General features: G+C 37.0%; 13 protein-coding genes and 2 pseudogenes. 6 read left to right on the forward strand and 9 right to left on the reverse strand.

The features are described from left to right. Nucleotides 1-144: 144 nt before the first annotated feature. The 3 genes and pseudogenes from F6K54_RS13495 to F6K54_RS13505 all read left to right on the forward strand — a co-directional run bounded on the left by F6K54_RS13495 (nt 145) and on the right by F6K54_RS13505 (nt 2,937). On the forward strand, nt 145-519 hold the full coding sequence (locus F6K54_RS13495; RefSeq protein WP_293078264.1) for an organic hydroperoxide resistance protein: 375 nt from the start codon (nt 145-147) through the stop codon (nt 517-519). A gap of 527 nt (nt 520-1,046) precedes the next feature. Continuing rightward, nucleotides 1,047-2,372 (forward strand): annotated as a pseudogene (locus F6K54_RS13500) (IS701 family transposase). A gap of 304 nt (nt 2,373-2,676) precedes the next feature. Continuing rightward, nucleotides 2,677-2,937, forward strand: a complete 261-nt coding sequence (locus tag F6K54_RS13505) for a hypothetical protein (RefSeq protein WP_293078265.1) — start codon at nt 2,677-2,679, stop codon at nt 2,935-2,937. A gap of 174 nt (nt 2,938-3,111) precedes the next feature. Here F6K54_RS13505 and F6K54_RS13510 read toward each other — a convergent pair whose 3' ends face one another. The 6 genes from F6K54_RS13510 to F6K54_RS13535 all read right to left on the reverse strand — a co-directional run bounded on the left by F6K54_RS13510 (nt 3,112) and on the right by F6K54_RS13535 (nt 11,196). After that, a complete protein-coding gene (locus F6K54_RS13510; protein WP_293078266.1) occupies nt 3,112-3,504 on the reverse strand; it encodes a DUF309 domain-containing protein in 393 nt (130 codons plus the stop codon). 311 nt (nt 3,505-3,815) lie between these two features. Next, complete coding sequence (locus F6K54_RS13515; protein ID WP_293078267.1) at nt 3,816-4,181, reverse strand: ferredoxin thioredoxin reductase catalytic beta subunit; 366 nt, start codon at nt 4,179-4,181, stop codon at nt 3,816-3,818. Between the two features lie 781 nt (nt 4,182-4,962). Beyond that, entirely contained in the window at nt 4,963-5,142 is a 180-nt protein-coding gene (locus F6K54_RS13520; protein WP_293078268.1) for a hypothetical protein, read from the reverse strand. Then, nucleotides 5,139-6,293, reverse strand: a complete 1,155-nt coding sequence (locus tag F6K54_RS13525) for a DUF58 domain-containing protein (protein ID WP_293078269.1) — start codon at nt 6,291-6,293, stop codon at nt 5,139-5,141. Before F6K54_RS13525 ends, F6K54_RS13520 begins: the two co-directional genes overlap by 4 nt. A 131-nt stretch (nt 6,294-6,424) precedes the next feature. After that, nucleotides 6,425-8,119 (reverse strand): DNA-processing protein DprA, encoded by a 1,695-nt coding sequence (locus F6K54_RS13530; RefSeq protein WP_293078270.1) that lies wholly within the window; start codon nt 8,117-8,119, stop codon nt 6,425-6,427. A 992-nt stretch (nt 8,120-9,111) separates the two neighbouring features. Beyond that, entirely contained in the window at nt 9,112-11,196 is a 2,085-nt protein-coding gene (locus F6K54_RS13535) for a RecQ family ATP-dependent DNA helicase (RefSeq protein ID WP_293078271.1), read from the reverse strand. 95 nt (nt 11,197-11,291) lie between these two features. Between F6K54_RS13535 and coaD the strand changes: the two genes are divergently transcribed. Next, entirely contained in the window at nt 11,292-11,792 is a 501-nt protein-coding gene (gene coaD, locus F6K54_RS13540) for a pantetheine-phosphate adenylyltransferase (RefSeq protein WP_293078272.1), read from the forward strand. Nucleotides 11,793-11,899: 107 nt separating this feature from the next. Further along, on the forward strand, nt 11,900-12,571 hold the full coding sequence (locus tag F6K54_RS13545) for a DivIVA domain-containing protein (RefSeq protein WP_293078273.1): 672 nt from the start codon (nt 11,900-11,902) through the stop codon (nt 12,569-12,571). A 437-nt stretch (nt 12,572-13,008) separates the two neighbouring features. Here F6K54_RS13545 and F6K54_RS13550 read toward each other — a convergent pair whose 3' ends face one another. The 3 genes and pseudogenes from F6K54_RS13550 to F6K54_RS13560 all read right to left on the reverse strand — a co-directional run bounded on the left by F6K54_RS13550 (nt 13,009) and on the right by F6K54_RS13560 (nt 17,818). Next, nucleotides 13,009-14,469, reverse strand: a complete 1,461-nt coding sequence (locus tag F6K54_RS13550; RefSeq protein ID WP_293078274.1) for a sugar transferase — start codon at nt 14,467-14,469, stop codon at nt 13,009-13,011. Between the two features lie 387 nt (nt 14,470-14,856). After that, the gene (locus tag F6K54_RS13555) at nt 14,857-15,162 is read right to left on the reverse strand and encodes a hypothetical protein (protein ID WP_293078276.1); all 306 of its coding nucleotides are present in this window, start codon (nt 15,160-15,162) and stop codon (nt 14,857-14,859) included. Nucleotides 15,163-16,530: 1,368 nt separating this feature from the next. Then, nucleotides 16,531-17,818, reverse strand: a pseudogene (locus F6K54_RS13560) (RNA-guided endonuclease InsQ/TnpB family protein). Nucleotides 17,819-18,084: 266 nt separating this feature from the next. Between F6K54_RS13560 and F6K54_RS13565 the strand changes: the two are divergent. Next, nucleotides 18,085-19,245: an iron-containing alcohol dehydrogenase family protein gene (locus F6K54_RS13565; RefSeq protein ID WP_293078292.1), complete on the forward strand. Its 1,161-nt coding sequence runs from the start codon at nt 18,085-18,087 to the stop codon at nt 19,243-19,245. The last annotated feature ends 14 nt before the right edge of the window (nt 19,246-19,259 follow it).

Raw genomic sequence — 19,259 nt, forward strand, 5'->3', positions numbered from 1 at the left:
ACTCTGGTAAACGAAGACTGTGCCTGTGACAATCAGGTTAGTTAACTCAGGAGCCGGATGAGGTGAAAGTCTCACGTCCGGTTTTGAATGGGAGGTGGGAGTCGTGAGGCTCCTATCGACCCCTAATAAGAAGAACACGCCCGGATGTCAGGTCATGCGGAAAGTGAGGATGGATTATTAGCCTTAGAACTGGCGATGCCTCAAGAGCTTGGTGGTCGGGGTCAAGGAACCAATCCAGAACAACTGTTTGCTGCTGGATACGCCGCCTGTTTTCATGGGGCACTGGCTTTGGTTGCCAGAAAGATGCGGGTCGATGCGTCTAAGGCAACGGTGACGTGTGCCGTCACTCTTGGCAGAGATCCAGCAGATGGTGGATATAAGCTTGCTACTGAGTTAAAAGTGGAAATGCCCAACTCAGAGCGTGAAACATCGGAGCAGGTCGTTGCTCAAGCCCATCAACTCTGTCCGTACTCAAAAGCGATTGCTGGTAATATTGATGTGAAAGTGGCGGTAGTTTAATTGTAAACAAAAGTCAAGCTCTAAAGAATTTGCTGTGCAAGGGTTTCAGCCTTAGCGTCACTTTTAGTACAAATGCTACTCGAACACCCTTATTTATTATAGCATAGCACGAACCTTGTGTTTTAGCCTACCTGGATTATTTTTTTGATTTTTGTTTGAACCGAACACCGCAACCAACACCTCAAGAACTCCATCTAACCAAAACTAGCCAAGATGAACTAAGCTCACGCTCCCCAACTGCGACTAAATTTTCAAAAGTTCGTGACCTCATCTTTTAAAAATTAAGTCTTAGTAGGATTGCGTCTAGGAATAGCCGCCGTGAGCAAGTTCATCTAAGGCTTCGTTTCCTCCTGCCGTCGGAACTAACCGTTTTGGTAAGATTCCGTAGTCTTTCGGTTTTTGGTAGCTATAGTAGTCGGCGAACAATGCTTTGAAAAAGTTTAATGGGACTTACACAACTTAACTGGCCAAATTAGACTATAATGCTTGGTCTACAATAATTTTACGTCTCCCGCGATCGCTATTCTATGAAAGAAACAACCCCTACTGCAATGCCCCCTTGCTTTGAAAGGTGGTGTAAACAGTTTGATGATTGTTGGAAAAACCCACCCCAAAAAACAGGATTCCGCCACCCGGCAGGGTGGATTACTAGGGGAAAGTGAAAGGAAAAACATATCTCACGTTCGCCAATAACTCTATTGGAGTAGTATATAATCGCTTACATCATTTCATCGCAGATTCTCTGCTGTCGAAGCAAGTATAATCAATCAACGTCGCCTAGAAATAATTAACAAACTTTCTCAAACTAAATTCAAGAAAGGGTAAGGTTTGATTTTAGACGATTCTGGACACCGAAAAACGCACCGCCTGCGCTGAGGTTTCCTCAGCGTAAAGACGGAGCAAGAAGCGGTAATTTTACATCTGGAGTAGGCCGACAATATATTGGAGAAATAGGCATGCGCAGATAATGGAATAGTGACTGTCACAACTCATCCGATACGATGGAAAAAAAAGTTTACCTTTAGACATTGAATTATATCAACACATCTGTTCTTTACCAAAAGGAAAAGATGACAAATTATTTCAGAAAAAGCCAGATATAGGAATAGATTTAATCGACCGCACCCTCACTCCTAGGTCTACGTCCTGGAATAGTTTTAATTGATGCTGGTTATGGTATGGGATACAAAATTTCTGAAAAAACTTGGGAGTTAGGGAATTAAAATACGCGCGGAGGCATCGCCAAAAACCGAAAAATAGTAGTCAAACAAAAATCCAATGAAGAAATAGAAACTAGAATAGATGAATGAGCTAAAAGCATACCAATGGAGGAATTTGAACCGATTATCTTAAATGTAGAAAAAACAAAAACCGTTTGGGTAACAACATTTACAGCATCAATTTCCCGCCTTCAAGGAGAAAGAACTTTTGCTATCGCAGGAGATGCTAGTTCTATAGAAGAGGCCACAGAAATTGATGATTTTATTACCAATTTTGACCTTGACAAAGTAACATCTGAGTGGATAGTAAATAACTACTCAAATAGAAATTGGATAGAGGTTTTTTACCGAGAAGCAATCATGATGGTTAGGATTAAAAGAGTATCAAGTTAGAGATAAATGGAGTTGAGAACGTCATTTTATCCTGGTTTTTTGTGCTTATACTTTTATTATTTGTAATAAGTTAACTGGGGGACGTGCATTGGCAATGGGGAAATAAACCTTTGAAGACATTTACTGATGCTGATAAAGCTTTTCGTACAGCCATGTATGCACCGTTTTTTTAACTGGTTAACTAACAACATTGACACCTTTGCCTTTCATAAACAGAGTTTGGGCTATATTTGGGCTTAAGATGAGAAGTGTAAACTTCGCCAAAAGTCTTATATGATCTCGCTTTTCGCAATTAAAGTAAACCTTGCTCAAACTACTGGAATCCAAGTATAGTCAGTAATGAACGCCTCTTAATATTTACTTGATAAATCAGCTCTAAAATGTTGTGTAAGTCCCGTAGCGATCGCGGGAGACGTCAAATTATTGTAGACCAAGCATTATAGTCTAATTTTACCAGTTAAGTTGTGTAAGTCCCATTAGGTAAAAATATCGGCTTCAGCACAACTCAATTTTAACGAAAATATCCTAGTCAAGAAAAACAAAAATGACAAATCCTAACAACTCTAACTCTCACACCAAAATCACTATGCCAATAAACCCAAAAAAAGGAGTAGAAATAGCATTAACTACGACTCGAACAATCATTCTTGGTTTAACCACAACTTGTGCCTTAACTATTTGTCAACCCACAATTACTATTAATATTTGTTGGCGTTGTAGCTTAAATTATGAGAATAATAGTATTCCGAGAAATCAAGTAGGAAGAATTATTGAGCAAATGGATTACACTACCGATCAATTATAGCAACCGCCAGATTGGTTAGGAAAATTAGTGCGAGCATCTTGCTCGCGTCATAAATCATCATAATTACCGAATAATTAATAATTAAAAGGTTTTGTTGGGTTTCACTCCCGTTCAACCCAACCTACATTTTTAGGCTCTTTTCCCTGTTGCCTATTCCCTATTCCCTATTCCCTGCTATAATTTGACAATTTTCGGGTATTTCGTATTATCAGAAGAGTGCACAAAATCAGCAATATTTTCCGGACCAGACTCTTGTAAATTTTTCAATAATTCCGTACTTTCTGTCAATAACTTATCGACATCAATCTCAAAATAACTAGGTAAATAATAATTCAATTTCCTAATACCTTCCCCCAACAACATAACAGCACCACGCCAATTTTCATTACCCGCGTGATAAAGTCCAACTGCTATTTGTAAAACCCCTTGATAAAAAGTACGTTCTGGTTCTCCAGATTCCATCCATAAAGCCTCCAGAGTATCATGGCATTTATAGAATTCTTGTTGATTAAACTCAGCTATTCCCTGCCAAAACTCTTGGGGAATTTGTTCTTGTTCAGAAGTCATATCATGTCCGTTTGAATACTTTTAGGAAGGCAGAAGGCAGAAGGCAGAAGGCAGAAGAGAAAGAAAGATTTAAAATCTTTGTTACGAGAACAGTGGGAGCATCTTGCTCCCGTGCCTAGTCTCTAAGGATGTCACAAATAGTCAACAACTGATGATGTGCAATAATAGGCTGAAATTATTGTAAGCGTCAATACTTTAAGTCTATCAACTTTTACTTCTAACTTCTGTACGGGCGATTTCCTACGGAATGCTCCGCAAACGCGAATCGCCCCTACTGACTTCTGACTTCGTTAATCCTTCTACTTTTCAACCTACATAGTTACTCTAGTAGCTTCTAAAACTTCTTGAGTAATTGTTTGCTCTTCACCCGCAAAATCATTATCTGGAGTTAAAAACAACATACAATGACATTCTTTACGCTCTCGCATCGGTACACAAGGACAATTCCAATATGTAGCTTTTACTTCTGCTTCTTTATCTTCATAATGACGACATGGACATAAAGGAGCGCCCAAGTCATCCTTATGTTTAGCCAACCCTTCAATTACCACTGCCGTAACTGAAGGATCTACACAAAAATAAGTATTTGTATTCTTAGCATACTTTTCAGAGAACTTTCTCATCGCCTCCAAAGATTTTTCAGTAGATAGTTTTTTGTTTTCTGTAGTTGGGTTCATAATATACGTTTGTTATGCTGTTGATATTAGTTGACATCCTCCCGACGCTGACTTACACCTGTAGCGCGGGATTCCCATCCATCATTCAAACAGACACTCGCTGAACAAATGACTCAGGGCGGGTTGACACCTCACTGGAAAATGCTGGCTTGCCAGTCTAACTCTTCCTCCATGTCCGTTTAACGTCTCCCAGTGCCCCTCGGCGACTTGATTAAAAGGCGATAGTAGTCTCAACCTTGGTTTCTGGTTGAGTAACACTTGCATTTTAACAAAACATCTGTAAAACCGCTCTTATTGATTGGTTTTCCCATCTCTATGCTCCCCTTTTGTTCCCCCCGCATCATCGGGGGGCTAGGGGGGATGGAGAGCGCGGGTCTTCAACCAACCTTGAGATAATTCTTTAAATTTTACAGCACAAAGCCATTTTAGGGAGAAAATATGGTAAAAAACTTAGATTTTTTCACTGATATATCATAAAAAGTTAAATTTGTCAATACAAACAGAGGTGTTAGGTCTTAGGTTTTAGGTGGTAGGTGTTAGGTACTGGGTGTTATACCAATTTTATCTTTTCTCTCATGGGTTTAATAACCCACCGTCAACGGGGGTGCTTAAAATTGCGGCATTGCTGAATTAAAGTATGAATGCGCGATTGTTTGGTTCTGGTCAAGCCCCCGCGCATCCCCCAAAATTGGGGGACTTTTAGAGTTTTATTCCCCCCAAAATTGGGGGGTTAGGGGGGCAAAATCATACCCAGAATCAGCAACGCCAAAATTGCTTGGGTTTATACAGACATGAAGTGGCGTCTAGAAGACATCCTCATGCAATTTTCCCTTCTTTCTTCTTCCTTCAAAGTTGAAACTTTAATGGCTGAGTCGAAGACTATCCACAAGCAATTTTCCCTTTTTCCTTCTTCCTTCTTCCTTCTTCCTTCTTCCTTCTTCCTTCTTACTTCTTCCTTCAAACTTGAGACTGAAGTTGAAACTCTAATGGCTGAGTAGAACTAATTTTTAAACCAGAAGAATGCTGAAGCTTTGGTATTTCTGTTCCTGGAGAAATAGACTCATCTAACCATAACAACCACCTACTTCCAGAAGGCAGAGAAGATAAACTAACTCGGTCTTGAGTCAACCAGAGCAAAGACTTATTTGGTGGGTTTCCTAACACAACCTCCTCCCCGAAGTTAACTCCAGCCAAAGTTTGCAATACCACCCTATTTCCATGTACCAACCCAGTCGCAGCAGTCCAAAGTTGGACATTTTTCAGAGAGCGGTTAGCATAAAAATACAAAGAAGCTGCTGCTGTTACTGCCGCTTCAAAATTATCCGTTTGCCAATGAGCAGCACTATCAAGACAAATAATAACTTCCTCTCCTCCCTTAGATACCTCTAATTCTCGAACTCGCAACTCTCCATAACGAGCGCTACTCCGCCAATGGATCAAACGACTGGGGTCGCCAAACCGATATGGTCGTAATGTCCGAGTTAACCCTTCCGAAGCCATCAGATAACGACTATCCTCGTTGAGTTGACGACTATTTTCTTGACCAAGTTCATCTATTATCGGACAATTACTCAGGGGTAAAACAGTAGGATACACAATAGCAGTAGCTTTAGCATTCCGACTACGGCGACACCAAAATAGACCTAGAGGTGCTGCACTTCTCAGTTGAAGATGATGCCAACGATATATTCCTCTTCTTTCGGTAGGTAAATGGTAAGTCCAATGGTAAACTTCTTTGCCAGGAATGACTTCTATTGCTTGTTGAGGTGATTTTCCTAGCACAAAAGGAATTTCATCCTTGAGTTGTACTAATGCTATTGGTTGATTAGTAGAATTTTCAATTGTGAGAGCGATAGTTAAATAGTCGTTCACCGTTACAGGTTGAATTCGATGGCGACGTACTTGTATTTGACGTAGCGATCGCCCAGGCAAAACAGCACCCATTCCTAATAATGCAAAACTCATCCCACTAATTACATATAGCCATCCTGCCATAGTATTAGTAGCGGCACCAAAGAAGAATATTGATAACATTCCGAGTAACCCACCTGCATAGCTTGGTGTTACCCAGTGAGTTTCTAACCAGTCGGAAATTTTGTAGTAAATTTTCATCTTTAAATTGGTAGGTCTTAGGTCTTAGGTCTTAGGTTTTAGGTTTTATACCAATTTTATAAGCTTAAAACTCAGACAACGCCAGATTTTTCCTTCTGCCTTCTGCCTTCTGCCTTCTGCCTTCTGCCTTCCTACCAATCAAATCCTTTTTCATCATTTTCCACTGTATCAAATAAAGATAGCTGTTTAATATCTTGGTTGATGACATAAGTATTGGATTGATTTTTTAAAGTTATTTTTCCTTCTGTTTGAGCTATTTTTAACCAGTCTTGTAATTGACTAATATTTACATTTAATTTTGTGGCTAAATCTTTATCTGTTTGTGGTTTTTCTAAGCTCTCAATTATGATGGGCAGCACTGCTTCATAAATACTTAATTGCTTTGTTGAAATTTGATGTTTTTGAGCTTCTTGAGTTTCGGCAGCAATTCTATAATTTACTGGTTTTTTGGTTTTGACTATTTTTCCTTCAGCACAAGCTTGATTTAACCAATGACGTAATTGACCCATTCGTATTTTCAATATTTCCATTAAATATTTTTCATTCCGTGGCTGTATTAATTTTTCGAGTATTATGGGCAGGACTTTTTCATAAATCTTTTGATTAGTTATTTTGGTCAATAAATCATTTTCTGAGTTATTTAACCCCGATGCCGATTCTGAATTTAAATCAGATTCTAGTTTTGCTTCTGTTGTAGATATTTGTCGGGTATTTTCTAATTTTTCTCGTTTTTTTTTGTCTGTCAATGAATCATTTTCTGAGTTATTTAACCCAGATACAGATTCTGAATTTAAATCAGATTCTGGTTTTGCCTCTGTTGTAGATATTTGTCGTTTTTTTGTATCGGTCAATAAATTATTTTCTGGTTGATTTAATGGAGATTTAGAAAATAATAAAAGTTGCTTTAAATTACTATTCCACGGCTCTAAAGGAAAAGACTTTGCTCCTTTATCCAAAAGTGCTTGATTTCCCTCTTTCACTGTTCCTTGCATTTTCACAAAAACAGGTATTTGCTGATATTTATTCAAAACTTCTGTAGCACCTGCCCAAGTTCCACCCTTACCTAAACTACTACTTACAACTAAAGCATAATCAGATAAAGCATAAATATATTTATTCCGACCCATTGCATTACCAACATTAAATCCGGCATTAGGGTCATAAGTAGAAATTAAAGTTAATTTACCATCCCTAATACTGTCACGATATTTTCTAGAAACAGATGTTTTATTTAAACTATCTGCCAAAACTCCAACTGCAGTACCACCAACTTCTAAAGTTCCTAACATTGCTTCTTGGTCTATCCCTTTTGCACCACCAGAAATTACATTAATTGCTTGAGATGCACAAAGTTTTCCCATTTTATTTGTATATTCAATTTCTTCTTCATTAATATCACGAGAACCCACAATCGCTAATCCACCTCTTTCTAATAATTCTATATTTCCTACACCATAAATAATTGCTGGTGCTAAATGTTGGAGATTTTGTTTCAATTTTTTAGGATAATTTTGGTCGCTCCTTGTGATAATCCATAAACCTTGATTTACCCATTTTTCTACAGTAATAGCTAACATTCCACCTCTTTCTAACAACGCAATTAACCGCTCATAATTTAATTTTTTATCGTTAATTTTTGGCAGTATCTCTAATCCCTTTGCACTTACTAAATCTCCTGGTCTAAGTTGATTTTCAATTAAAATTTTGACAAGTAGATTATACTCACTTAGAGTTAAAGGTTGGAGATGGACATTTCTCTTTTGACCAAAACTAGCACATAGTAATAAAATCACTTGTGCATCTGGAGATAAAACATGATTAAGCATTTTTATATTTAGACTTTTAGGTTTTATACCAATTTGAAAAAAGAATGTTACAAATAGTTCCAAACTTTAGATGTCGAATAATTTGCTTAAATTACTGAAGCATCAAAGTTTTGAGCTATAAAATCATAATGCATGACTTTTGACTTTTAACTTTTGAATTCCGTGAAACGGTATTAGGTAGTAATATCATGTCTACTTTATTAGCATTAAACAAGGAAGAAAAAATGAATGGGAACTCAAACTCTAAACAATTGTAAACACCGTGTAGGTGGCGGGGTATTAAACCCCAGGGTCATTTCATTCTAGATTTTAGCAATGAATTTATTGATTTTTAGGCAGCGAAAGATAAATTTCCTCAAGCTTAAAATAACTTCATTAATGGATAATGGATAATGGATAATTGATAATTGATAATTACCTCTGGTTAAAACCGAGAGGATTGAATACAAGGAGATATTATTTCTTTTTTTCCCCTTAAAAGGGGAGGCTTTAAACCAGAATTGTTTAATTATTAATTATTAATCATTAGGTAATTTCGTCAATACATAAAATGGCGTAGTTTAGAATGAAATAGCCCTGATTAAACCCAAAGGAAAAAGATAATTTTACTTTAACGATCTATAAGATAACTTGATACTCATAAGTAAAAATAGTTCTCAAAACAGTGAGAATCAAAGTTCAAAAATAATCACCAAAATAATTTAAAAAATATCGTAGTTTTCATTCCAATTCTATTTAGGGCTTGCTGATTAAATCTAAAAGTATTTACAGATAAAGGTTTTAGCCTTTTTGGCGCCTTTAAAAAGTGCCTGGTTTTCAGCTCTTCACGCTCAAAAAGTTAGTATTTTAGGTGCATAGTTGGGCAGAAAAATCACTCTTACAATTCTTATTCCTACCTCCTCGCTCATTCCCTTTTCTCCTGTCTCCTGTCTCCTGTCTCCTGTCTCCTACCCCCACCCATAAGACTTTTTCAGCAAACCCTATTTATATATCTACAATTGATTCATGGCTAAAGCTAAAGGAAAAATCTGACCACTACCAGCATTTCGTAACAGTGCTGTAACAACAGTAAAGGTCCATCGTGAGTCTACAACATCATCTACTAAAAACACATTGCCACTAATTCCTTCCCAATTATTAATTTTAAAAGCACCGTCTAAATTATGAGCTTGTTTGTAACTATTACTCATATCTTTTTGTAGAGAAGTATGACGAATTTTTATAATACATGGAACAAAGGGTAAACCTAGTTTTTCAGCGAGACTTTGAGCAAAGTTAGGAACAAGTTCCGGACGATTTAAAGAGGGAATACAAGTCACCCAAGTGGGGAAAGGTTGAGGTTGCCAACGTTGAATCATATTGTATGTAGCTCCAACTAATCTATCATTAAAATTATTATCTTGATACTTTCCTTTTTTCACAAGTTCGCCCCAACCAGCATCATTCCAAAGAGAGAGCGATCGCCCAATTTCTGCTTTTAAGTCTTGAGAGATATTGCCATTAAAATTATAAATTGATAAAGCATTTTTCGGCCATTTTTTCCGAGGTTCTATAATTTGTTCACTACTTCGCAAAAATTGTACAGCTTCTGTCACAAATTTTGAGGAAACATTCTCTGAAAAAATAGATTTTCCTAAGCAAATAGCACATTTACCACAAGGATTTGGATTTGGATCGTCTAACTCTTTTCTAAGAAACTGCATTAAGCATTCTCGACTCTGCATATAATCCCGCATTCGAGCTTGTTCTTGATAACGTATTTGAGTCAATTTTTCTATTTTTTCTGTGTCTGATTGATAATTAATTGGAGTAGCATAATACTTTGACCCTATTTTTTTTACTGGGGATGGAGTTTCGATAGATAATAACTTCAAAACTTTATTTATTTGCCCATTAGTAAGATTCAAATATTGCTCTAACATAGGAACAGAAAGACCGTCTTCTGATTGATTTAGTGCAGCCAAAACTGCTTGATTATGAGCTTCTGGAGGAAAGGCAGTCTGAATAAAATAATCAGTAATTTCTTCATCTTCTTCACCACTTAGAAGAATACCATAGGCATTTTCTACTGCTCTACCTGCACGGCCTACTTGTTGATAATAATGTACCACTGAACCAGGACGTTGATAATGAATTACAAATCCTAAATCTGGTTTATCAAAGCCCATTCCAAGTGCCACTGTTGCAACTAATGCCTTAATTTCATTATTCAATAATTGCTCTTCTAATTCTTCTCGCTCTGCTGTATCTTTCCTACTATGATAAGCTGCTACATTTATTTCTTGAGACTTTAACCACTTAGAAACTATTTCCGCATCTCTAATAGTTAAAGTATAAATAATTCCACTGCCAGGAATATTAGGTAAATGTTCTGCTAACCATCCTAAACGAGCAGGAGGAAATGGCAGATAAATATTTTGTAATTGGAGGCTATCTCTAGTTAATGAACCCCTAAATATTTTCAGATTTGTACCTAATTGAACAGCAATATCATCCACCACTCGATTATTAGCAGTAGCAGTGGTGGCAAGCACAGGAATATTTTTTGGTAAAGCTTGTAAAATTCTCACAATGCGTCGATAATCCGGGCGAAAATCATGCCCCCAGTCAGAAATACAGTGAGCTTCATCAACTACAAATAAACCAATATTTTTAGCTATAGGAATTAAGATATTTTCTCGAAAATCTTCATTAGCTAATCTTTCAGGAGAAATTAATAATATATCTACTTCTCCTGACCTTAAATCATTCTCTACTTCTGCCCATTCTTTGGAGTTGCTAGAATTAATTGTTTTAGCTCTAATTCCAATTCTTTTTGCAGTAGAAATTTGGTTTCTCATTAATGCTAAAAGTGGAGAAATTAATAAAGTAATACCCTTACCTTCATCTCGAAGTAAACGAGTAGCTAAAAAATAAACAAAACTTTTCCCCCACCCAGTACGTTGCACAACTAAAAGACGACTTTGATTTTCAGTAATAGCTTTAATCGCTTCCCATTGACCATCTCGAAATTCAGCAGTGGAATTATTCAGTGCTGTTCGTAGTAATGATAGTGCCCTTTGTTGATTAATATCCATTAATTTCTATCTTCATCCCCTGAACTTTTTAGCAGATTTACCAAACTATTAAAAACCTTGCTAAAATATTTTCGTCTTATTAATATAGCTATATTGTGATTGCAATCTATCCAGGCAGTTTTGACCCTATTACCCTCGGTCACATAGATATTATTGAACGGGGATGTAAGCTGTTTGAAAAGGTTATTGTGGCCGTACTGCAAAATCCCAGTAAGACTCCTTTATTTACTATTGAGAAACGTTTAAGTCAAATTTGCTATTCCACACAACATCTATCTAATGTGGAGGTAGCCAGTTTCGATGGTTTAGCGGTAAACTATGCAAAAATGCGGCAGGCTAAAGTCCTGATTCGAGGTCTACGAGTTCTTTCAGATTTTGAAAAAGAACTTCAAATGGCCCATACAAATAAAACCTTATCATCTGAAATAGAGACAGTTTTTTTGGCTACCTCTAACGAATATAGCTTTCTAAGTAGTAGTGTAGTTAAAGAAATAGCTATTTTTGGTGGATCTGTAGATCATCTTGTTCCTCAGCACATTGCTATTGATGTTTATAAATGTTACGACAAAATTCAGCCAATATTAAATCAGAAGTAAGTGGACAAGTTGATATCCAGGAAAAATTAAATCGACTAGAGGAAATTATTCTTGATAGTCCCAAAAATCCCTACTTATAAAGAAAAGTTATTAAATCAGTTTAGATAATGTTACGACAAAACTCAGCTAAACCTAATATTGAACCAGAAGCAAGTGGACAAAATATCGAGGGTGAACCCGCTAGTAGTTCCCCTGGAGTTGATATCCAGCGAGAACTAAATCGTTTGGAAGAGATTATTCTCGATAGTCCCAGAATTCCTTTTGTCGGACGTACTCTGATCGATGAAGAACAATTACTAGACCAGTTAGATATAGTACGTCTGAATTTACCAGTTGCTTTTCAGGAAGCAGAAATGATTGTTCGGCATAAAGATGAAATTCTTCAAGAAGCTGAACTTTATGCGGAAGAGATTATTGAAAATGCTGAACAACGAGCTTCCCAAATTTTAAATGAAATGGGTCTTGTTCAGCAGGCAAAGGTAGAAGCAGATCAGCTCAGAAATCAAGTTCAACTTGATTGTGAAGCTATTCAACAAGCTACTATTGCTGAAATTGAACAAATTCGCTATCAAACTCAACAAGAGTTGGAGGAAATGAAGGCAAGAGCGATCGCAGAGTGTGATGAAATTCAAAATGGTGCAGATGACTATGCCGATCGTGTTCTGGATAGTATTGAACAGCAGTTAACTGATATGCTCAAGGTCATTCGCAATGGTCGTCAACAATTAGAAGGAGATGAAAATATACCAAAACCACTAAATCCTACGAATAATTTATAGTAATTTATAGGAAAAAGTACAACCTGGGTTGCTGAATAATTAATTATTAATTATTCATTATTAATTATTCATTATTACCTCTCCTTTAAAACGAATAGGATTGACTCAAAGGAAAATTTTTCTTTTTATCCCCCTAAAAGAGCTATGCTTTATAAACATCTTTCTTAACATAAAACGTAGACATTATAGACAAGTTATGAATAAGTCCTTAAAAGGTTTTTGTCAGAGAAAAAGTGTATTAAAAAGTACATTTTTGTTGATAACTTAAGTAGTTTTTCCTATCTACGATGATTCTTTTTCCTTTCTCCCCTGCTCCCTACTCCCCTGCTCCCCTACTTCCCACAAGGTTTTCAGGAGTTCCTTATAAGGGATAGCTAAAAGGGGAGGCTTTCAACCACAATTTTTCGGTAAAATTTAGATTGAGTTCATTAAAGCAATTAAGCTCTTTCTTGAGTCAAAAGTACTTTGAGCGTCTTCAGCAAAATTTGACAATCCAGAGCTAAAGACCAATTATTTATGTATGTCATATCTAGGCGGAAGGCATTCTCAAAGTTAAGAATATGAGAACGACCTGATACTTGCCATAAACCTGTCATTCCTGGTAATACATTTTGTATTATAAAATGATGTGGCTTGAAATTTTCGATATCTTTGGGTTTAAGAGGGCGCGGCCCTACCAGACTCATATCACCTTTGACTACATTAATTAACTGAGGTAATTTATCGAGGTTGTATAGCTCAAGAAACTTACCTACCTTGGTAATTTGCAAGTCTTCCGTCGTGTCCCAGGGTACATAATCCCTAGTGTCATTTTTTCCCTCTAGCTCTTGAAGCAACTGATTTGCATTTACTACCATAGTTCGGAATTTCCATATTTTAAAGTGTTCCCCTCTCAGGCCAACCCGAGTATGCTTATCAATTATTGGACCTGGGGAATCAAGTTTAATTAAAGTAGCGATCGACAATAAAAAAGGAGCAGTTAACAACAGAAAAAAACTGGAAACTACTAAATCAAAACTACGCTTCACACAATAATCAAAACCCGCAACAGCTGGCGGACTTAAATGAATTGTTGGCATCCCACCAATCATTTCTATTTTTGGAATTTGACTAGGAATGGTCAAACTAAATGGCAAAATCCGCAGATGAATATCGGCTGTTTTTAGGCTCCAATAAAATTCCATCTGGTCTGGTATTGACCGCCAAGAGCAGACAAAAATTTCTCCTACTCCTTGCTCAAACAAATATTCTAAAATCTCTGGCCAGCGGTCGCAATTTTCTTTAGTAGATAAATCTATTTCTCCTAAGATTTCATATTCTTTATTACTGACTAATTTTAGAGCAATTTTTGCTACTAAAGTATCTTGGGAAGTACCCATTAAAAAAATTTTGCGAGTAAGGGTATTTTTTCTGCGAATAACTATAATTATTGCTTCTGAAATTAGACGACCTGCCGATACAAATATGAGATTAAATAACCATGCTAGTACAAAAACAGAACGAGAAAAAATTGATTCTGGTTGGTATAAAAAAGCCAGTAATAGTAAAATTACTTGAGCAAATGTCAGACTTTTTACTAAGCTAAAAAACTGACAACGATTTTCGCGATCACCATACAAACTAGCAGCAGCTATACTACTTAGAGTAATTAATACAATTGGCAACAACAATGCTGGTTGATAAGCATAAGTTCCGACTACATCTGAGCTAATTGAGTAAGCCTTTTTCCAAGCAAGAGATACAAGAATTGCATCTAGAAGTACAAATCCAATGGTACGCAACCAGAGAATCTTGATTCCACGACTTAGACTAACAGCTTTATTAGGCACACCTTGCTCTCGCTCTCGTTTACTATTTTTTTGAGTATCAGAATTTATGTGCTTTTTCGAGTACAGCATTTTTTTCTTGCCTATTCTATCTTAACATTCTCGATGATACGATCAGGAAAAGCAAACAGCATAAGTGCCTTCGTTTATTGAAGAAAATTAATTGGCTTTGCATAATCAAGCCAATTTTATTTTATCTTCTAATATCACTACAGAAAATCATCTGAACTCAAACCATTTGTTGAACAATTTTTTCTGAATTGCCGATCAATAGTGTAAATTCAATCTACCATTTTATTTTATAGCAGTCGAGGCAAAGGGCGCGGACATTTATAAATGCTCAAACCTAGACAAGGATTACTTTCAAATTTTGACTTTTGAATTTTGACTTTTGACTTGCGCGTAGCGCTATATTTGTTCAGCGTTCATTTCTGCTTGATTTTAACTACTCTAAAAAAACTATAAAAATTTGGTAGCATTCCGTTGCAAAGCAGTAATTCTCTGAGAATTTGCAAAGATGCCTTCTCCTTGCATTTGATTTATTGGTGGTTTGATTTCAATTTTCATCACTTTTTCTGTAGAAATACAAACTGTTTGATCTATTAAGTGAAAAGTGATCCAAGGTTTTTGAAGTAACTGTGGTAACATAGCTTGAAACTCTTGAGGACTTATTGGTAAACTAAAGGTCTCTGAATGACCATTAATATAATAAAGTATTATCTCTGTACTGCTTTCTTGAGCGTATTGTGCAAATGAACCTTTCATTGTTTTTGTTCCTCAATTTAATTGTGCAAAGACTTAGTTTTAGTTGATACTATGACTGTTAGATATTTTTCTAAATTTTACCGAATAATTAAGGTTTAAAACTTCTCCTTTAAAGGAGAAACAAGCGGTCGTTTTGCTGGCGCATAACTACGTTAACGCTACGCGACATATTTTCGGAGCATCACCTAGGAAAAAGCGCAGCTTCCCGTAGGGTGGGATGGATGGGTTTCCTAACCATATCCATGAGACCAAGAGAAAAAAGATTTTCCTTTGAGTCAATCCTCTTCTTTTCAAGGAGAGGTAATTGTTAATTATTAATTATTAATTATTAATTATTAAATGTACCTACTTCTCACTTCAACTGTTTTACCTAAAGAAAAATTAATTAGGGCTTGCTGATTAAATCTCAAAGCATTGACTGATAAAGGTTTTAGTTTTTTTATATCTTGAAAAAGTATTAGTTTTTCAGTTGCTCAGGCTCAAAAAGTGAGCATTTTCAGGTAGCTATAGTAGAGAAATCACTTTTACTATTCTTTTGGCCACTGACTCTGTAATTCCCATTTATTCTACGTCCTAACTACTCCCTACTCCCTTTTTCCCCTCCAGGGAGGAGTTAGGGGTGGGTCCCTACCCCAGCAAAAAGATTTTATTCAGCAAACCCTAATTGAATGAGCACAAATACTTGTTAATACTAAATTCATAATAAGTTTCATAGAATAAAATTTTGATCGGAGTTGACTGTAGATCAAAGCATAAATACTTCATGGTTTTTTCCTGAGTTCTGAGTTCTGATTCTGTTCGGCCTCACATAAACACATAAAATTGATATAAATATAATAAATTATCAAAGTTAAACCATATTGAAAAATTATTTATTACATAAACAGTTTTAATTTTAGTCGCCAATCAAAATAATTACAGAAATCAAAATTTTATGATTTATCACTACCTCCGTGTTAACAGCTATCAACTATGGTTGAAATTCCTTTTTAAATATCATTTATTTCGGTTTCAATATCAAACTGATAGCTGAAGATACCAAGTGCTGAACACTCCTTATATAATTATATCATGTCCAGTTGAATACTTATAAATAAACGACGGAGGAGTCAGGAATCAGGAGGAAAACAAAGAAGGAAGAGAAAAAGAAAGTTTTTTATCACTAATTATCCGGACATGATATTAAAGACTCATTCTGGGATTAATACTTGATAATAGATAATTAAATACTTGATGATGGAGTATAATTTTTATTGGGTTCCACGTTCCACAATTAATCTGTCAACACTGTATATGTACACATATATTATATATATTATATATACTCAATTATATTCCTCTTACATTGACATCCTCCCGACGCTACTCTCACGAGACAGCGCGGGATTCCCTAGCATCACTGTTAGGGGCTTTCTGTTTCTTAGCACCCGCCTTCCGAGATTTACTCTCAGATGGTCTTACGGTCGCTCCACAGACTGACACTGCGAGTCCCGCAGCCTTCTTGGTGGGCGTTCCCTTGCGTCTGACGCCGACGCGGGTTCCCATCCGCAAAATGTTAATTGCAGCGTTTATGTCCCTGTCATGGTGAGTAGCACATTCAGGACAATCCCACTCTCTAATATTTAGAGGTAATTTCTCCACTACATGACCACAATTAGAGCAACGCTTAGAACTAGGGAAATACCTGTCAATCTTAATTAATTGACGACCGTACCACTGTGCTTTGTATTCTAATTGCCTAACTAATTCTCCCCAGTTGGCATCACTACCCACCCCTCTTGCTCCCCTCCCGGGAGGGGATGGGGGTGGGTTGTGATTCTTTACCATGTTTTTTACCGCTAAATCTTCCACTACAATCACTTGGTTTTCTTTGATTATTTGAGTGGGCACGCTTATGGGTATAGTCTTCTCTTGAATCTTTAATCTTGGCGTGTATCCTAGCTACTTTCAGCCTGGCCTTTTGATAGTTATTAGACCCCTTAGTTTTTCTCTTTAGAGACTTCTGAGCTAACCTAAGTTTTTTGTGTAACTTGTTGAGGTTCTTTGGGTTAGCAATTTTTTCTCCATCACTGGTAGTAGCTAGACTGGTAATTCCGCGCGTCAATACCAACTTGTTTGGTTACTGGGTTTAGCTTTAAATCTCTAGGGTCATTGACTCTCAGGGACACTGACCATCTGTTACTGGGGTCAAGTTTTACGGTAATTGTACTTGGTAAACAGTTTTGGGGTAGTTGCCTACTCCATCTTATAGGCAATGGTTCAGCACCCGATCGCTAAATATACTTGACCATCTTTCCACTTAAATGCGGACGAGCGTAAATTCTGCACTACCACCATGACGCTTTTTCTTAAAGTTGGGATATTTGGCACGTCCACTAAAGAAGTTGGTAAAAGCTGTTTGTAGGTGTCTTAAGCCTTGCTGTAATGGCACACTGCTAACTTCTGTGAGAAAATCTAAATCTTCCTGCTTTTTCCAGTTGGTAAGCATGGTTGAAGTTTGCTTATACCCTACTCGCTCTTTGTTTTCATGCCAAGCTTGAGTTCTAGCAGCTAAAGCTTTATTGTAGATCAGTCGAACACAGCCTAAAGTCCTCCTCAACAGGTTTTCCTGTTCTGGAGTAGGATAGAACCTAAACTTGTAAGCTTTTTCAACCATTTACTGCTTGCTAATTCTAGGTTTACATTCTAACATATTCCGTGTGAAATCGCAAAATTGATTGACATTCATCCCGACGCTCCCGATCTGCGGAGAGCGCGGGTCTTCTGTCAACATTTAGATAACCAGTAAAAAATTTAATAATCTGCTAAGTCTAAAATTTATAAATTCAAAAAAAAAATTATAAAGTTTTCAGTAAAGCCCGACAACTATAACAAGATTTGCCTATACTCAATAGAATTGACTCTAATCTAGCCTTAGTCGCCATGATTAAACAGACTAACACCTCCCAAGCAACAACATTATCCCTAAATATTGCTCCAACTCAAATTATTCGGGGGAAAAAGGCTCTAGCCCAATCAGGAGAAGCGATCGCCCATCTTGGAGCTAATCCCTTGATTGTAGGAGGCGATCGCTCCTTAGATATTATTCAACCGTGGCTTGGGCCTTTACTACAAAATCATCATTTAAAATTTACTCAGGCCAGCTACGGGTCAGACTGTAGTGAAACAAGTCTAGCTCATCTTCGCCAAATCGTCACAACTCAAAAAGCAGACCTCATAATTGGCATAGGTGGCGGTAAAGCCCTCGACACAGCCAAACTCTTAGCCCACCAATGTCATTTACCCATAGTCACTATTCCTACCTCAGCAGGCACTTGTGCAGCTTGGACTGCATTATCAAATATCTACTCAGACCAAGGCGCTTTCTTGTATGATGTTAGTCTAGCTAAATGTCCAGACCTGCTAATCCTGGATTATGGCCTCATAAAAACTGGGCCTTCCCGTATCTTAGTAGCTGGTATTGGAGATGCGATCGCCAAATGGTACGAAGCCTCAGTTAGTAGTGGCCATTCAGAGCAAACAATGACCATTGCTGCTGTCCAACAAGCAAGAGTGTTAAGAGATATTCTCTTCCAAAAATCAACAGTAGCCTTACAAGAACCTGGTGGAGAAACCTGGCAAGAAGTTGTCGATGCCACAGTCTTATTAGCAGGTTTAATTGGAGGTATTGGCGGTGCTCAATGTCGGACTGTCGCTGCTCATGCTGTTCATAATGGCCTAACTCATTTGTCAGCAAGTCATGATAAATTACATGGAGAAAAAGTTGCTTATGGTATATTAGTCCAGCTAAGGTTGGAAGAAATGCTACAAGGCAACCAACTAGCTATAACTGCCAGGCAACAACTGTTAAAATTCTATGATGAGATTGGTTTACCAAAAACATTGGGTGACTTAGGGTTAGGAGAAATCAGTTTGTCTGAATTATGGCGTGCTGCTGAAGTTGCTTGTCATGGCAATTCTGATATTCATCGCTTACCATTTAGGGTGATTCCCGAGCAATTAGTAGCAGCAATGGTTTCAACAACAGTCCCACAAGAGCCAGAGAAACAAAATTTAGCTTTTTTAGCAGAAGTACCACACTGAAAACCATAGAGTCA

The sequence above is a fragment of the Okeania sp. SIO3B5 genome (genome assembly GCF_010692555.1).
In the GTDB taxonomy this organism is placed as follows: domain Bacteria; phylum Cyanobacteriota; class Cyanobacteriia; order Cyanobacteriales; family Microcoleaceae; genus Okeania.